This is a genomic window from Tropicibacter sp. Alg240-R139 (assembly GCF_900537075.1).
Taxonomy (GTDB): Bacteria; Pseudomonadota; Alphaproteobacteria; order Rhodobacterales; family Rhodobacteraceae; genus Falsiruegeria.
The window spans coordinates 744,569-758,411 of sequence record NZ_UNRA01000002.1; the positions used below are offsets into that span (position 1 = coordinate 744,569).

Here is a 13,843-nt window from a genome sequence, read left to right on the forward strand (position 1 = left end):
TTCAGTACCCGCCTAAGTGAGTGTGATGAGGGAGCGTGTCATCTCGCTGATCACCTGCCCGGTGTTGATCGCCCGGTAGATTGGATGCGGTGGTCGGCTGGTGCCATCCACTGTGCGGCTGACCCAGTCATGGTTTTCCAGTGTTTGCAACGACTGCGACAGGGCGCGATCCGTGACTGTCCCGAGCTGATGCTTGACGATGCTAAAGCGGCTGGGATCGTTCAATGTCGTCAAGATGGGCAGGGTCCACGTCCGTCGTAGCAACGACTTGTGATCGCCGGATACTGTATGAACCCGGTGTGCCAGTTCCGCTACAACTTGCCCTTTAGAAGTTAACCGGAATTCTGGACGCAACGGGTGGCCATGTCTGGGGTTCCGCTCCAGCAGCCCAATCTCGGTCAGATGGGCCAGGCTTTGCGCAAATGCGGTCCTGCTGGCGCCGGATGCCGACAACAGTGGCGCCTGACGCCCCGGAACACCGTCATGAAGATGCGCGAGAATAGGCAGCGTCCAAGCCCGAGAGGTGATGTTGACAAGTAGCTTTATGTCCATGAAGTATAGTTAGTATATTTCGCGCCGAAAGGAAAGTTGATGTCGCTCGTTTCATTGGAAAACACCATTACCCTCGCCATGTCGGTCAGGGACCGCCACGCAAGCGCTCGTTGGTATCAAGAGATGTTGGGGTTTGAACTGGTCTACCATGCGGATGAAGCGGGTTGGTCGGAAATTCAGACCAGGACCAAAGACGTGACCATCGGGTTTGGCGAGCAGGCGGAACCGGCACCAGGCAACTGCGTTCCTGTGTTCGGTGTCGCTGATATGGATAGTGCGCGGCAGGCGTTGGAAACGGCCAATGTCACCTTTGACGGTCCAACGGATGTGATCGAAGGCATGGTCAAAACCGCCACGTTTTACGACCCCGATGGCAATGCATTGATGTTGGCACAGGACCTGACCGGCTCGGCGTAATCGTAGGGCTCGGAAATTGCGTCTCGCAGCCCATTGGATATGGCGCTAGGGTTCGCCTGATCAGAATTCTGTCAGATGAGGAGGCGAAATGAGCTGGATTGAAACCGTTCCGTTCGAGCAGGCAACAGGCAAGCTGAAAAAGTTGTATCAGCGAGTGACAGGCCCTGACAAAAACGTGGACAACATCATGATGTCCCATTCCCTGCGACCCCATTCGATGGAAGGGCACATGGTGCTCTACAAGAATGTGCTGCATCACACAGGCAACAAGATCCCCAAGTGGTTCTTGGAGACTCTGGGGGTCTGGGTCAGCTCGTTGAACGGCTGCGCCTATTGTGTCGAGCACCACTTTCAGGGGCTGCAACGTTTGTTGGGGGACGAACCGCGTGGCCTTGCGATCCGTGCCGGAATTGAGGCTCGCGATCTGACCAATGTACCACTGGACGAGGCGCAAGTGGCGGCCATGCTCTACGCCCGCAAGTTGACCGAAGCCCCGGCCGAAATGGTTGAGGCTGACGTGATCGCCCTGCGCAACCTAGGGTGGGACGATGGTTGCATACTCGAGATCAATCAGGTGAGTTCGTATTTTTCTTACGCCAACCGAACGGTTCTGGGGCTCGGTTGCTCGACCAAAGGGGATGTGCTGGGACTGTCGCCCAACAATTCGGGCAATCCCGACGATTGGGGGCACAGCTGAATTCCTAACCTTTTGCCGTCAGTATCGTCGATGATGAAGTTTGGAAGCGGTTGCGGGGGCAAGGTTATCTTCGCGAGATGCGATGACAATCCCGACTGCGGGAACATTTGCCTTTTCGGGCTGACGAACAACGCCAACTTTGACAAAGCGCCGCTTAACGGCAGCACGTCGAACATGGTCTGCAGAGGCCCGTTGTCATACTTCGACATGCAGTTGACATCTCGTTCTGCGCCGCGGCGCCTCGCCGCAGGTGAGGCGCCCGGCCCAACCCCGCGAGGGCCCGCACGGGCATGAAGAGGGGGCGGGAGCCATACGAGTCACGAACCGCCACCTGCCTCTAGCGCGCGAACATAGGCTGGGCGGGCTTCGATCATCTGGGTAAACGATGTCAGTCCTGGATAGTCATCGCCTCGCCCCAACCGCCCGACAATCCCGGCAGGGAAGCTCAACACAATGTCGGCTGCCGACAGATCGTCCAGCACAAAGTGGCCCGAGGGGCGCAAGACGCTTTCCATGTAGTCGAAATGGTTCGTCAGTTCGTTCTGGATGCGTGGATGCAATGGCGCGCCTGCATCTCCCAAAAGACCTACATAGAGGTTTAGCAGGATTGGGGTCATCACGGACCCTTCGGCGAAATGCATCAACTCCAGATGGTGCCAGTGCTCTGGGGTTCCGGCGTCAGGCACCAGGTGGGGCCCGTACAGCGCACAAAGGACTTCGACGATGGCTGCTGATTCCGAAACCATCTGACCGTCGATTTCTATCACCGGGGATTTGCCCAGGGGGTGCACTGTCAACAGTTCGGGCGGCGCCAGGTTGGTCTTGGCGTCTCGCTCATATCGGATGACGTCGTAATCAACGCCCAACTCTTCGAGCAGCCACAGGATACGCAACGAGCGCGAGCGATTGAGATGGTGAACTTTGATCATGATGACGTTCCTTTGTCGGGCATCCAATTGACAATGGCCTTTGCCACGGCCCGCGGGTCCTGGTGGATCAGCCAATGATCCGTGTCAGGGATAGTAACCCGCGTCAGGTCGGCGGCAAATTGTTCCAGGTCTTCTGTTGATTGCGGGAGCAACGCCCTGTCATCCGGCCCCCAAAGCAGCAGATGCGGGCAATGTACTCGCAATCGATCCAGCGGCAGTGCCGGCAGATCGGTAATCGGTTCCCCCGGCGCGGCCACTTGCAGGGGCGACGCACGGTACCAATTCAGCATGGCGTTGAGCCGACCAGGGCGCGCCCATTCGGTTTTGTACTTGGCAAGCGTTGCGTCATCCAGCCAGTCCTTGCCAAGATGACGACGAAAGAACTTTTCGATCCCGGCGAAATTGTTGGCGCTCATGGCATTTGCGGAGTCCGGGCTGCGCAGCATGTTGATATACTGCGAGGCTTCCGATTGCGCGCCACCTGCCGCCATCTCGCGCTGGAACGGGACGGGGTGGACGCCATTGGCGATGATCAGACGCTCGACCAGCTTGGGTTTGAACATCGCCAGACCATAAGCCACTGCCGCCCCCCAATCGTGACCCATGACTGTTACTGGCGCACCCAACTGTTCGATCAGCGCGCCCATGTCGCTGACCAGGGCCGACGTCACATAGTTGTCGGCCCCCTCAGGTGCCCAGCTTTGGCCGTAACCACGCTGATCCGGGGCAACACAGTGAAAGCGGTGCGACAAATGCGGGGCCAGATCCCCCCATGCGCCACCGTATTCGGGAAAGCCGTGCAGCATGAGCAGCGTCGGCAAAGACGGGTCGCCCCAGCTGCGTACAAAGAACGGCTGTCCGTTCAGGTCCATGAACTCGCTGCGCATCAGTGCTTCTCCTGTCACGTGTCCTTGGTTCAGTGAAGCAGGCTTGGGGCAGCTTTGGAACGAAACTTTGTCGTGACCCTTCGTCAGCGTTGATCTGAATGCGTCAAGATATTCGACGTATATGTCATGGCAGACACAGGAGTGATCTGCAATTGACACCGATCAAGGCAGGACCGCGCACGATTTGCTAGCCGAGAGGTGACAAAACCAAGGGACCAAAAAATGGCGACAGTGACTTCGATCGAAACAACAAAACCGACTTCCGAACCCGCCAAACCTGCCGCGGCAGGGTCGGCAAAGGCACCACGCAAGAAGCCAGTCGAGAGCGAAGCCGAAAAGATACGCAAGGCGTTTGAAAGCGGTCATTACCCCTATGCCCGCAAAATGCCACGCCGCGCTTACGAGGCCGAAAAAGCGAAGCTGCAGGCAGAGCTGCTCAAAGTGCAGCATTGGGCGCAGGAAACCGGGGAACGTTTTGTTTTGCTTTTCGAAGGTCGCGATGCTGCTGGCAAGGGCGGCACCATCAAACGGTTCATGGAGCACCTCAATCCACGTCAGGCGCGCGTCGTTGCGTTGAACAAACCTTCGTGGGAAGAGAAGGGGCAGTGGTATTTCCAGCGCTATGTGCAAGAACTGCCCACCACCGGTGAAATGGTGTTTTATGACCGTTCGTGGTACAACCGCGCGGGCGTTGAGCGGGTCATGGGGTTCTGTGCGCCCAACGAGTACTTGGAGTTCATGCGTCAGGCGCCCGAGCTTGAACGGATGCTGGTGCGATCAGGCATCCGGTTCTACAAATACTGGTTCTCGGTCACTCAGCCTGAACAAAAGCGACGTTTTGATTCCCGCGCCACTGATCCGCTCAAACGGTGGAAGCTTAGCCCGATTGACAAGGCGTCGCTGGACAAATGGGACGACTATACCGAGGCGAAAGAGGCGATGTTCTTTTACACAGACACCGCCGACGCGCCCTGGACCATCATCAAATCGAACGACAAGAAGCGTGCGCGACTGAACTGCATGCGCCATTTCCTGTCGACCATAGATTACCCGGACAAGGACCTGGAGATAGTCGGCCAACCTGACCCTCTGATCGTGGGCCAGGCCCACCACGTCATCCACCGTTCAGAGCACATCCTGGGCACCGCATTGCATCCGGACCAGCGTCAGAAATGAAACGTCAATCAGATCAGGCGGCCTTGGTCGCCTGTACGGTCATAACATTCGGGCCAAAACTTCAAACAGGGGGCGAAGGCCGCTCAACGTTTCGGTAATCGCTGTGGTTGGGGACGAGAGCTGGCTTTCCTGCAGGTCATTCCATAGGGTCAGAGATTTCCGTCGCAGCAGCTCGCCCCGCGGGTGCTCTTTGTCAAACGGGGCCGGAACGCGCTTGAGTTCAGGCTCTGAGAGGCGGAAATCCTTAGAAGTTGAGTCGTCGATGACCTCAACCAACTCAGATCCCAAAGGCCCGTCAACGCTTGAACGCCAGCTGGTCAGGGCCGTTTTGTCGAACCCCATAATCCCACCGCCGACGCTGACATAGTCAAACCCAATCCCAAAAAACAGCGCAGGCCGGGTGCCACTTCCAGGCATCAACCACAGCATGTGCAAGTGTGTGTTGTACGGTGTCTTATCTTTGGAAAACCGCACGTCCCGCTGCGGCCGGAATAGTTTTGTGGTGACACCATCGCCAATCTGCGTGGCTATTTGGTTCAGCAGATGTAGGGCGGGGGTTTTAAGTTGGGCCTCGTACCGGATCTTGTTGTCGTTAAACCACTCGCGATTGTTGTTCCGCGATAGTTCGGACAAAAACACGCGGGCCTCGGGGACAAGTTGAGAAAACGGATCAGGCATAAGCAACCTCCTGCTTTCGCGAACAAGGTATCACATCGATATTTTGACGGAAGGTGCAGTCTGCCTCTTGCGTGTGCAATTCCCGATCCTTAAGCCTATCTGGTGAGCAAAGTAATGACATATGGCGGGCATGCCCGCGCGATCGCGATCCTGGGCCTGCCACTTATTGGCGGGCATTTGGCGCAGTTTGCGATTGGCCTGACAGACACAGTAATGCTGGGCTGGTACGGGGTAGAGGAACTGGCAGCCGTCACATTGGCGGGCAGCTATTTCTTTATCCTGTTTATGGTTGGCGGCGGATTGGCGATGGCAATCATGCCGTTGGTTGCGGCCTCGGATGCGCAAGGCGATGACACCTCGATCCGCCGTGTGACCCGAATGGGGCTGTGGCAGACGGCGATGTTCGGCGTTCTGGCAATGGGGATGTTGTGGTGGTCAGAGCCGATCCTGCTGTTGCTGGGGCAAAAACCGGAAGTGGCGGCGCTGGCGGCAGAGTATCTTAGGATCGCGGGTTGGGGCATCTTCCCGGCTCTGTGGGTCATGGTGCTCAAATCCTATCTGGCCGGATTGGAGCGCACGCAGATTGTTCTGTGGATCACGGTTTTGGCGGCTATTGTGAATGCCATCGGGAATTATGCGCTGATCTTCGGCAATTTGGGCGCACCAGAGCTGGGGATCGCCGGTGCAGGTATCGCTTCGGTCGTGACACAGTTGGTGTCACTTTTGGCCGTTATCATCTATGCGCTCAAAGTATTGCCGGACCACGTACTGTTCCAACGTTTTTGGCGTCCTGATTGGGAAATGTTCAGCAGGGTATTCAAGATCGGCGTACCCATTGGCCTAACCAATCTGAGCGAAGTATCGATGTTTGGCGCCTCTGCGATGATGATGGGCTGGCTGGGCACCGTACCGCTTGCGGCTCACGGGATCGCAGTGCAGCTCGCCTCGGCCACGTTCATGGTGCATCTGGGACTCAGCAGTGCGGCGACGATCCGGGCGGGCAACGCGTTCGGGCGTCAGGACAGGCCCCACATGGCACGCGGTGCCGTAGTGGTGACGGTTCTGTCGTTGGCTGTGTCGGCATGCTCGGTCGTCGTCTTTGTGACCTGCGCTGAACCTTTGATCTTGCTGTTTCTTGAAAACGACGAACCCAACCTGATTCAGATCCTGACCATCGGCACCGGTCTGTTGGGGATGGCGGCCCTGTTCCAGCTGGTGGATGGGGTGCAGGCCATCGCACTTGGCGTGTTACGCGGTGTCCAAGACACCGCCGTACCGATGGTGATGGCCGCGCTCAGCTATTGGGTGGTGGGAATCCCTGCGTCTTACGTTTTTGGCTTTGCGCTGGGACTGGAAGGGATCGGCGTCTGGCTGGGTCTTGTTCTGGGGCTTGCTTGTGCGGCGGTTCTGCTCATGGCGCGGTTTTGGGGGCGGGCAATCAAGCAGGTCGGCGTCTGAATTCAGGCCACCTCTTGGTGAACCTCAATCACGTTTCCTTCTGGGTCCATGAAAAACACCTGATGCCATTCCTTGGCAAAGGTTGTCCCATAATCGGAATAGGGGATGCCGTTTTCCTCTAACTTGCGCAGGAAGGCAGGCAAATCGTCAGTGCGAAATGCGATGTGGCCGCGTTCCACGGGGTTGATCACCTGACCGTTCTTGAACGCCACATCAAAGGCCCGCTCAGCCAAGTGCATCTGCATTCCCCCGTCAGTGGCAAATCGGATCTTGCCATCAAAGCCGTGATCCTTGGTCGCCTCGGTCCGGGGAAAACTGTCCTGGGGGATGTTATCCAACCCCAATACGTTGGTGTAGAAGTCGTGCAATCGGTCGACGTCATCGGACACGAAATTGATGTGGTGAAATTCCAGTTTCATCGCGGCGCACCTTGATCTGACGTTATTTCTTGAGCAGGCGGTCCGCCTTTTTGCGCACCAAAACAGACCGTAGATCGTGCATCGCCAGCAGCAGATCATCGGTCACATCTTCCAGCTGTTTGTCACTGGCCTTTGAATGTGACCAATGGGTTACCTGGTTCAGGTAATCCACTGCGCGAAAAATGTCGTCGATATCACGCTCGGCCAAAAGCGCGATACGATGTTCCATCCAATGCTTGATCTCACGCATGTCCGCCTTGGTCAGCTTGCGCCCACCATGCGGTTTGATCTCGCCGTTGCGAATGTTGACGACAGCGATCTGTTCCATCTCGATCCGGCGTTGCCGGTTTTCGGTATCCACGCGAAAGACAAAGGCGCCGTTGTCGCGGACGCGAAAGTAATACTCGGGCAACTCGGGGGCCATGCCTGTTCCTTAGATCAAGTCCAACGTCTTATGTCAGCGACGCGCAGAACGTCTGAATGCGCGCACAGGCCTCTTTCAGGGCCTCGTCAGACGTAGCGTAGCTTACCCGGAAGTTTGGCGAAAGCCCGAAGGCCGCGCCAAAGACCACAGCGACATCGGCTTCTTCGAGCAGCGCAATGGCAAAAGCCTCGTCATTGTCGATGACTGTGCCTTTGGGGGTGGTCTTGCCCATCAGGCCCGCAATCGAGGGGTAGACATAAAACGCGCCCTCAGGTTTTGGGCAGGAAACGCCGTCGATTTCATTCAGCATTTCGACCACCAGATCCCGGCGGCGCATGAATTTTTCGTTGTTGGGTTCCAGGAAATCTTGCGTACCGTTGAGCGCCTCAACCGCCGCCCACTGGCTGACCGAACAGGGGTTTGATGTCGACTGCGATTGAACCTTGCGCATTGCTGCGATCAGTTCAACGGGCCCTGCCGCATAGCCAATGCGCCAGCCGGTCATCGCATAAGCCTTGGACACGCCGTTGCAGGTCAGTGTGCGCTCATACAGCTGGGGTTCGACCTGGGCGGGGGTGCAGAACTCGAACCCGTCATACGCCAGATGCTCGTACATATCGTCGGTCATGATCCAGACATGCGGGTGGCGCAGCATCACGTCGGTCAGTTCTTTCAACTCGGCGCGGCTGTACCCTGCGCCGGTCGGGTTCGACGGCGAGTTGAAGATGAGCCATTTGGTCTTGGGTGTAATCGCGGCCTCAAGCTGATCGGCGGTTAGTTTGAAATTCGTCTGGATCGAGGTTTCTGCGACTACGGGCGTGCCGCCCGCTAGCAGCACCATGTCAGGATAGCTAACCCAGTAGGGGGCGGGGATGACCACTTCATCCCCATCATTCAGAGTCGCCATCAAGGCGTTGTAGAGCGTCTGTTTGCCGCCAGTCCCGACCGAGACCTGCGCCGGCGTGTATTCCAGCCCATGATCACGCAGCATCTTGGCGCAGACGGCCTGCTTCAGCTCAGGAATGCCATCGGGGGCTGTGTATTTCGTCTTGCCCGCAGCAATTGCGGCTACAGCGGCGTCTTTAATGTTCTGAGGGGTGTCAAAATCCGGCTCGCCCGCGCTCAGGCCAATCACGTCGCGTCCGGCGGCCTTCAATTCGGCGGCTTTGGCTGTCATTGCGATTGTGGGCGAAGGTTTGACGCGGGACAATGTCGCAGACAGGAAACTCATGGGCGGCCTCGGTTTGTAAGTTGATCAAACCTGTCATAGGGTGCGCCCGAATGACGATCAAGTGATATAGAGATAGAGCGGCAGGAGAGCCCAGATGAGCACTGACAGCGATTGGTTCGGACCGGAATCGGCAACCTTTGGAGACCGCGTTGCAGGCGCTCGCGAGGCCGCAGGCATGACGCAGGCGCAGCTTGCCCGCCGCCTGGGCGTCAAAAAGGCGACTGTGACAGGGTGGGAACAGGATCTGTCTGAACCGCGCGCCAACAAGCTGTCGATGATGGCGGGCCTGTTGAACGTCTCAATCATGTGGCTTTTGACCGGCGAAGGCGAGGGGATGGAAGAACCCGCCGGAGAGGTCACGCCTATCGAGGGACTGTCTGATGTGGTGATGGAGCTGCGCGCGATCCGGGCCGAGATGCGGGCCAATGCCGAACGCGCGGCGCGTCTGGAAAAACGCCTGCGCCAAATGCTGGGGCAACCCTGATGGCTGAGCTGTTGGAGCACCGTCTCAAACGGCTGAAAATGCGGTCGATGCGCCGGGGCATCAAAGAGATGGACATCATTCTGACGGCCTATGCGGACCGGAACCTGCACAAAATGAATGCTGCAGGTCTGGATGTATACGAGGCGATGCTGCACGAAAACGATCAGGACCTTTACCAATGGGTCACGGGCCAGGTCGACGCGCCGGCACCTTATGGCGCCTTGATCGCGGACATCGCGCAAACGTTTCAAAAATAACACAGTTTTCTGCTTAACTGATTATTCGGCTTTATCGCTCATTTTCTGATGAAGAAAAGCGAGTCGGAGAGACGGATGAGTATGGAAATGCAAGTTACCCCGACCGGCACCAAAGGGTTCATGACCAGCTATCTTGAAACGCTGGCCCTGGTCGAACGTCTGCACCGTCTGCTGCTGGACGTCATCAAGGATGAATTCGAACGTGTCGGAGTGTTGGAAATCAATGCGGTCCAGGCCCTGTTGCTGTTCAATATCGGCGACAACGAGGTGACGGCGGGCGAATTGAAAAGTCGCGGCTACTATCAGGGCAGCAATGTCAGCTACAATCTGAAGAAACTGGTCGAAATGGGTTATATGCACCATCAACGGTGCGAGATAGATCGCCGCTCGGTTCGGGTTCGCCTGACGACCAAGGGGCGGGATGTGCGTGACGTTGTGACAGACTTGTTCCTGCGCCATGCCGAAGGGTTGGAAGAGCGCGCGGTGATTGATGCGTCAGGTATCGAGGACATCACCCGGTCGCTGAAACGCGTCGAACGTTATTGGACCGACCAGATCCGCTATATCTATTGATCTGGCTTGCCATGGTTTGTCGGGATTTGGGACAGCACGACAGCAGCGAGTTCCCGTAACAGCTTGCGTGTCATCGCGTCCTGAAAATCCTCGAACCCCAATGCGGTTTCGACAAAGGCGTCGGGACCGTGGATCACTCGGGCTTGGAAATAGGCGACCAATTCCCCAATCTGGGCTAGGCGCGTATCAGTGGCATCCTGACTGTCTGCGCCAATGACAAGTCCGTTGATGGTGATCCCGGTGCTCTCAAGGCCGGATTTGATGACATGCGGGGCAGGGCCCATGTTGTGAAGCCCATCCCCGGACAAATCCAGAGTGTGCTTCCAACATTCCGGCACTTGGTTCAGTAGAGTAGTCCCAAACTGCATGGCAGAGCCTACGGCTGTTCCGGGCGGAGCAGGGGCGCGCCGGGTTGTGGCCAGTGTTTGCGATATCCGTGTCAGCGTTTCGAGAGAGTCGACGGGTGTCCAGTTCAGCAGAACCCGCTGAAACTCGGGTGCGCTCCATTCGAAGACCATCAATCGGACGGGCAGCTCTGGCGTGTTCAAAAGGGCGCGTTTGACCTCTGGGTCTTGCAATGCGCCTGCAAGCCCGTCGAGCTGAAGGCGGTATTCGTGACTGTTCACCGAGCCTGAAACATCCAGTCCAAGTGCTAGGGCTTGTCGACAAGGCGCCGCCTCGCCAGCCCCTGCTATGACGTTGCAGGACAACGCCACAAGCAGAGGGGCGAGGCGCAAAAGCTTGATCACCAGTGCCCTGTGCTGTCCATGCTGACCCAAGGCTCGGCCGGGGCCAGAGCTTCGCCGTTTTGCAGCAGCTCGATCGAGATGTTATCGGGCGAGCGTACAAACGCCATGCGGCCATCACGGGGCGGGCGGTTGATGCTGACACCGTTGTCCTGCAGCATCTGGCACATCTCATAGATGTCATCGACACCATAAGCCAAGTGGCCAAAATGGCGGCTGTCAGCGGGCAGTTCGTCGTCGCCATCCCAGTTGTAAGTCAGCTCGAGCGGGGTTTCATCCTGACCAGGGGCAGCGAGGTAGATCAAACTAAACCGGCCCTGTTCGCTTTCATATCGGCGGATTTCGCGCAGTCCCAGCAATTCGTAAAATGCCATGGATTTTTCCAGGTCTTTCACACGCACCATGACGTGCAGGTATTTCAAGCTCATGTCTCTCTCCGTTGTCCTTGAGATCGACTCTAGCGGGAACTAAGCCAAGCGCCAGTGGCGCAGCGCGTGATTTCAGAATTTTGATTCAATTCCCAGCGAGACAGAAAATTCACGAATGTCGAACCGGCTGACATTCGAATCCTTCTTACCGGTGCGTACACGCAGCATCGGAGCAAAACCGGCATAATCGTATTTGTCGAAGAACAGGCTGAGGTCGCCATAAATCGAGGTGTCCTGCCGCCCGCCCGGAACCGCAAAGATGCTGACCGCGTATTCGGGGTAATCAGAATACCCCAGAACCAGCCCTGCGCTAAGCTTCGCTGGGCCAATGGCTTGTCCCAGATCATAGGCAACCCGGACCGAAGCCGCGCGATAGGTGCCCGTGAACCATCGGGCGCGTGAATCCCGGTACGCCATAGAGACCGAGATGCGATTGCCTTGACCGACCGGGCGCAGATATTGCGCGCCAATCCCAACGATGTTGGCGTCGTTGGTCCCGTATCGCTCGGCAAAGCGCGTCTCGACCATGGCGTTCAGGCGCAGTTGCGCGCCCCCTGCCATACGCCATGTGCGTTCACCGCCAAGACGGGCAAAGTTGTAGCTGCGCTCGCCGCCAAACCAAGAGGTGCCAGTAGCCACATCCACGGCCGCCGAACCCAGGTTTTCCGCCGGACCCACGATCATGGCGTGGCGTACCGAGATTTCGCCATAGGTCGACGCAAATTGCGATCCGGTGATGTCCGGGGCCAGTGCCTTTGCCTCGGAAGAAAGCGAGACGCGCTGCACGTAAAGGCGCCCGCCAACTGATGTCATGCTGTCAGCCGATTGTCGCAGGCGATAGGCCGAGGTCACATCCACAATGCCAAAAACCCCAGACAAGGCTTGCGCCGATCCGCTAAGCTGCCCGACCACGGGCACGCCATCAATGATCTGCAGGGCAGTGTCAGCGCCGTTGTTGACGTTGTCGGTGGGTTTGATTTCAGCGCGAATGCGAAAGGCCCAAGGGTTGATCCGGCGCAACTGTTTGTAGTCGGCCGCGATCAGTTCTTTGGCCTTTTCGTTGGGGGCGTGAACGGCTGTGCGCCTAAGCCAGAACTGGGCCATGGTTGGGCGACCGGCCTGCAATGACAAACGTGCCGCAAGTTGGGCAGATTGAAACAGTGCTTCTTGTTGTTTTGAATTTCGATAGGCTAGGGTCGCCGCTTGCCGCCCTTCTTCCGGTTCGTTCATGCGGGCATAGGCAGTAGCCTGCAAGTAGTGCAGAACCGGGTTCTTGGGACTTGCTTGCAAAAGCCCATGGGTCAGCGCGACCGTAACATCAGGTTGACCGATCCGCAGTGCTTCGATTGCGGCTTGATACGCCTGATCCAACGTCAGTGTATGGGACGTCTCTTCTGCCCGTGCCGAGGTCGGCCCGCCAAGGGCCAACGCGGCACAGACCAGAGCTGCCCGGATCGAATCCAGGTTCGCCCAGTTACGGCTGCGGCTGGTTGCAGATGGCGTCGGCATTTGCGGTTCCACATTGAGCCAGAACAAAAATACCGTATTCCAGAGCTTGGCCTGAATCGCCGTCAATATGGTTTGACACGTTCAAGGCACCCGCCACGGCAGATGCATCAGTGCCGCCAAATAAGCCGGCGTAAGTGCCTACGGCTTGATCTGCTCCAAGGCGCACCTCGCCGTCGAATGACCCGTCACTTGTGATTGTACCGGGGAACAGCGATAGATCCTCCAGGCTGGCGCCAGTGTCGGGAATGACCCGCTCATACACAATCCCGTTGATGGAATTGTCGGCGAAGTCCGCGTTGATGTAGATCACGCCAGTGATTTCGGCGATCTGGGTTGGCTGAACCTCTTCTGCTGTGCCATCAGTGACAGCCAAAAGGTCGCCACCGTCACCTTCAGTGTTCAGAATGCCGACATACGTACCTGCATAACTTACAAGTCCAGATCCCTCTTGGCTTGCATCCGGGGCGGTGTAGGTCCCATCGCGACCAAAATTCGAGCCCATGATGACCGCGTTGAATTGTGGGCCACCGCCAACAACTGTCGCATAGACACCATCGCGTTCCTGCGCAAATGCGGTAAAATGGCGATCGAGCGAGCTGTCTTGCGTGGTATAGGCCTCGTATCCGGGCACATCCAGGCCAGCATTACGGGTGTAAACCGCGTCGAACGGGGTGTTGTCCAACGAACTGCCGGTCACCGTCAGAGTCTGGTTCGATTTGTTGTATTCAACACTGGTGACGTCGCCCGCGATCGCTTCGGGAACTGTTGGGGTAGGTTCAACGGGGTTCTCAGGTGAACCCGAATTGCTGAATGTATCGCCACCACACGCCGACACCGTGGCCGCCGCCACGATACCAAGCCAAAACCGCTTCATCTGCCTCAACCTCGTTTTTTTTATAGGTTTTTCAGCAACGTCAGTCTTTTGGATTGAGAAGTCAATCTTTCTGCGCCTGTTGATTGTAAAGCGTGACCTATGTG

General features: G+C 57.3%; 18 protein-coding genes. 7 read left to right on the forward strand and 11 right to left on the reverse strand.

The window, feature by feature from the left end:
• Positions 1–12: 12 nt before the first annotated feature.
• The gene (locus G6R15_RS11210) at positions 13–552 is read right to left on the reverse strand and encodes a helix-turn-helix domain-containing protein (RefSeq protein ID WP_164659929.1); all 540 of its coding nucleotides are present in this window, start codon (positions 550–552) and stop codon (positions 13–15) included.
• A gap of 39 nt (positions 553–591) precedes the next feature.
• Between G6R15_RS11210 and G6R15_RS11215 the strand changes: the two genes are divergently transcribed.
• Positions 592–969, forward strand: coding sequence for a VOC family protein (locus tag G6R15_RS11215; protein WP_164659930.1), 378 nt, complete (start codon positions 592–594; stop codon positions 967–969).
• Positions 970–1,057: 88 nt separating this feature from the next.
• Positions 1,058–1,666, forward strand: a complete 609-nt coding sequence (locus G6R15_RS11220) for a carboxymuconolactone decarboxylase family protein (RefSeq protein WP_164659931.1) — start codon at positions 1,058–1,060, stop codon at positions 1,664–1,666.
• 317 nt (positions 1,667–1,983) lie between these two features.
• Here G6R15_RS11220 and G6R15_RS11225 read toward each other — a convergent pair whose 3' ends face one another.
• Both G6R15_RS11225 and G6R15_RS11230 read right to left on the reverse strand, forming a co-directional pair.
• Positions 1,984–2,595: a glutathione S-transferase family protein gene (locus tag G6R15_RS11225; protein ID WP_164659932.1), complete on the reverse strand. Its 612-nt coding sequence runs from the start codon at positions 2,593–2,595 to the stop codon at positions 1,984–1,986.
• Positions 2,592–3,482, reverse strand: a complete 891-nt coding sequence (locus G6R15_RS11230; RefSeq protein WP_164659933.1) for an alpha/beta fold hydrolase — start codon at positions 3,480–3,482, stop codon at positions 2,592–2,594. Before G6R15_RS11230 ends, G6R15_RS11225 begins: the two co-directional genes overlap by 4 nt.
• Before the next feature lie 222 nt (positions 3,483–3,704).
• Between G6R15_RS11230 and ppk2 the strand changes: the two genes are divergently transcribed.
• The gene (gene ppk2, locus G6R15_RS11235; protein ID WP_164659934.1) at positions 3,705–4,658 is read left to right on the forward strand and encodes a polyphosphate kinase 2; all 954 of its coding nucleotides are present in this window, start codon (positions 3,705–3,707) and stop codon (positions 4,656–4,658) included.
• A gap of 39 nt (positions 4,659–4,697) precedes the next feature.
• On the opposite strand, the gene G6R15_RS11240 is transcribed toward ppk2, so the two are convergent.
• Complete coding sequence (locus tag G6R15_RS11240; protein ID WP_164659935.1) at positions 4,698–5,336, reverse strand: TIGR02453 family protein; 639 nt, start codon at positions 5,334–5,336, stop codon at positions 4,698–4,700.
• 114 nt (positions 5,337–5,450) lie between these two features.
• Here G6R15_RS11240 and G6R15_RS11245 point away from each other — a divergent pair, with 114 nt between their 5' ends.
• Positions 5,451–6,794 carry an MATE family efflux transporter gene (locus G6R15_RS11245; protein ID WP_164660286.1) on the forward strand — a complete coding sequence of 448 codons (1,344 nt, stop codon included), beginning with the start codon at positions 5,451–5,453 and terminating at the stop codon, positions 6,792–6,794.
• Positions 6,795–6,796: 2 nt separating this feature from the next.
• Here G6R15_RS11245 and G6R15_RS11250 read toward each other — a convergent pair whose 3' ends face one another.
• Genes G6R15_RS11250 through G6R15_RS11260 form a run of 3 tightly spaced genes read right to left on the reverse strand, consistent with a single transcriptional unit; the run spans position 6,797 to position 8,868 of the window.
• Positions 6,797–7,213 (reverse strand): VOC family protein, encoded by a 417-nt coding sequence (locus G6R15_RS11250; protein ID WP_164659936.1) that lies wholly within the window; start codon positions 7,211–7,213, stop codon positions 6,797–6,799.
• Between the two features lie 22 nt (positions 7,214–7,235).
• Positions 7,236–7,637, reverse strand: a complete 402-nt coding sequence (locus G6R15_RS11255) for a hypothetical protein (RefSeq protein WP_164659937.1) — start codon at positions 7,635–7,637, stop codon at positions 7,236–7,238.
• Positions 7,638–7,665: 28 nt separating this feature from the next.
• The gene (locus G6R15_RS11260) at positions 7,666–8,868 is read right to left on the reverse strand and encodes a pyridoxal phosphate-dependent aminotransferase (protein ID WP_164659938.1); all 1,203 of its coding nucleotides are present in this window, start codon (positions 8,866–8,868) and stop codon (positions 7,666–7,668) included.
• Between the two features lie 94 nt (positions 8,869–8,962).
• On the opposite strand from G6R15_RS11260, the gene G6R15_RS11265 reads away from it, so the two are divergent.
• The 3 genes from G6R15_RS11265 to G6R15_RS11275 all read left to right on the forward strand — a co-directional run bounded on the left by G6R15_RS11265 (position 8,963) and on the right by G6R15_RS11275 (position 10,182).
• On the forward strand, positions 8,963–9,352 hold the full coding sequence (locus G6R15_RS11265) for a helix-turn-helix domain-containing protein (protein WP_164659939.1): 390 nt from the start codon (positions 8,963–8,965) through the stop codon (positions 9,350–9,352).
• On the forward strand, positions 9,352–9,609 hold the full coding sequence (locus tag G6R15_RS11270) for a succinate dehydrogenase assembly factor 2 (protein WP_164659940.1): 258 nt from the start codon (positions 9,352–9,354) through the stop codon (positions 9,607–9,609). The genes G6R15_RS11265 and G6R15_RS11270 overlap by 1 nt, the downstream gene beginning before the upstream one ends.
• A 75-nt stretch (positions 9,610–9,684) precedes the next feature.
• On the forward strand, positions 9,685–10,182 hold the full coding sequence (locus G6R15_RS11275; RefSeq protein WP_205520508.1) for a MarR family winged helix-turn-helix transcriptional regulator: 498 nt from the start codon (positions 9,685–9,687) through the stop codon (positions 10,180–10,182).
• Here G6R15_RS11275 and G6R15_RS11280 read toward each other — a convergent pair.
• The 4 genes from G6R15_RS11280 to G6R15_RS11295 form a co-directional block, all read right to left on the reverse strand.
• A complete protein-coding gene (locus tag G6R15_RS11280) occupies positions 10,176–10,931 on the reverse strand; it encodes a DUF1194 domain-containing protein (RefSeq protein ID WP_306432345.1) in 756 nt (251 codons plus the stop codon). The genes G6R15_RS11275 and G6R15_RS11280 overlap by 7 nt on opposite strands.
• Positions 10,928–11,356: a VOC family protein gene (locus tag G6R15_RS11285; protein ID WP_164659941.1), complete on the reverse strand. Its 429-nt coding sequence runs from the start codon at positions 11,354–11,356 to the stop codon at positions 10,928–10,930. The genes G6R15_RS11280 and G6R15_RS11285 overlap by 4 nt, the downstream gene beginning before the upstream one ends.
• A 72-nt stretch (positions 11,357–11,428) precedes the next feature.
• Entirely contained in the window at positions 11,429–12,865 is a 1,437-nt protein-coding gene (locus G6R15_RS11290) for a M48 family metallopeptidase (protein ID WP_164659942.1), read from the reverse strand.
• The gene (locus tag G6R15_RS11295; RefSeq protein ID WP_164659943.1) at positions 12,831–13,739 is read right to left on the reverse strand and encodes a thymidylate synthase; all 909 of its coding nucleotides are present in this window, start codon (positions 13,737–13,739) and stop codon (positions 12,831–12,833) included. The genes G6R15_RS11290 and G6R15_RS11295 overlap by 35 nt, the downstream gene beginning before the upstream one ends.
• Positions 13,740–13,843 lie beyond the last annotated feature (104 nt).

Coding starts and splice junctions, on each gene's coding strand:
- G6R15_RS11275 (WP_205520508.1), top strand. CDS start 9,685: ATGAGTATGGAAATGCAAGTTACCCCGACCGGCACCAAAGGGTTCATG.
- G6R15_RS11240 (WP_164659935.1), bottom strand. CDS start 5,336: ATGCCTGATCCGTTTTCTCAACTTGTCCCCGAGGCCCGCGTGTTTTTG.
- G6R15_RS11260 (WP_164659938.1), bottom strand. CDS start 8,868: ATGAGTTTCCTGTCTGCGACATTGTCCCGCGTCAAACCTTCGCCCACA.
- G6R15_RS11250 (WP_164659936.1), bottom strand. CDS start 7,213: ATGAAACTGGAATTTCACCACATCAATTTCGTGTCCGATGACGTCGAC.
- G6R15_RS11265 (WP_164659939.1), top strand. CDS start 8,963: ATGAGCACTGACAGCGATTGGTTCGGACCGGAATCGGCAACCTTTGGA.
- G6R15_RS11225 (WP_164659932.1), bottom strand. CDS start 2,595: ATGATCAAAGTTCACCATCTCAATCGCTCGCGCTCGTTGCGTATCCTG.
- G6R15_RS11220 (WP_164659931.1), top strand. CDS start 1,058: ATGAGCTGGATTGAAACCGTTCCGTTCGAGCAGGCAACAGGCAAGCTG.
- G6R15_RS11210 (WP_164659929.1), bottom strand. CDS start 552: ATGGACATAAAGCTACTTGTCAACATCACCTCTCGGGCTTGGACGCTG.
- G6R15_RS11295 (WP_164659943.1), bottom strand. CDS start 13,739: ATGAAGCGGTTTTGGCTTGGTATCGTGGCGGCGGCCACGGTGTCGGCG.
- G6R15_RS11285 (WP_164659941.1), bottom strand. CDS start 11,356: ATGAGCTTGAAATACCTGCACGTCATGGTGCGTGTGAAAGACCTGGAA.
- G6R15_RS11245 (WP_164660286.1), top strand. CDS start 5,451: ATGACATATGGCGGGCATGCCCGCGCGATCGCGATCCTGGGCCTGCCA.
- G6R15_RS11270 (WP_164659940.1), top strand. CDS start 9,352: ATGGCTGAGCTGTTGGAGCACCGTCTCAAACGGCTGAAAATGCGGTCG.
- G6R15_RS11230 (WP_164659933.1), bottom strand. CDS start 3,482: ATGCGCAGCGAGTTCATGGACCTGAACGGACAGCCGTTCTTTGTACGC.
- G6R15_RS11255 (WP_164659937.1), bottom strand. CDS start 7,637: ATGGCCCCCGAGTTGCCCGAGTATTACTTTCGCGTCCGCGACAACGGC.
- G6R15_RS11290 (WP_164659942.1), bottom strand. CDS start 12,865: ATGCCGACGCCATCTGCAACCAGCCGCAGCCGTAACTGGGCGAACCTG.
- G6R15_RS11215 (WP_164659930.1), top strand. CDS start 592: ATGTCGCTCGTTTCATTGGAAAACACCATTACCCTCGCCATGTCGGTC.
- ppk2 (WP_164659934.1), top strand. CDS start 3,705: ATGGCGACAGTGACTTCGATCGAAACAACAAAACCGACTTCCGAACCC.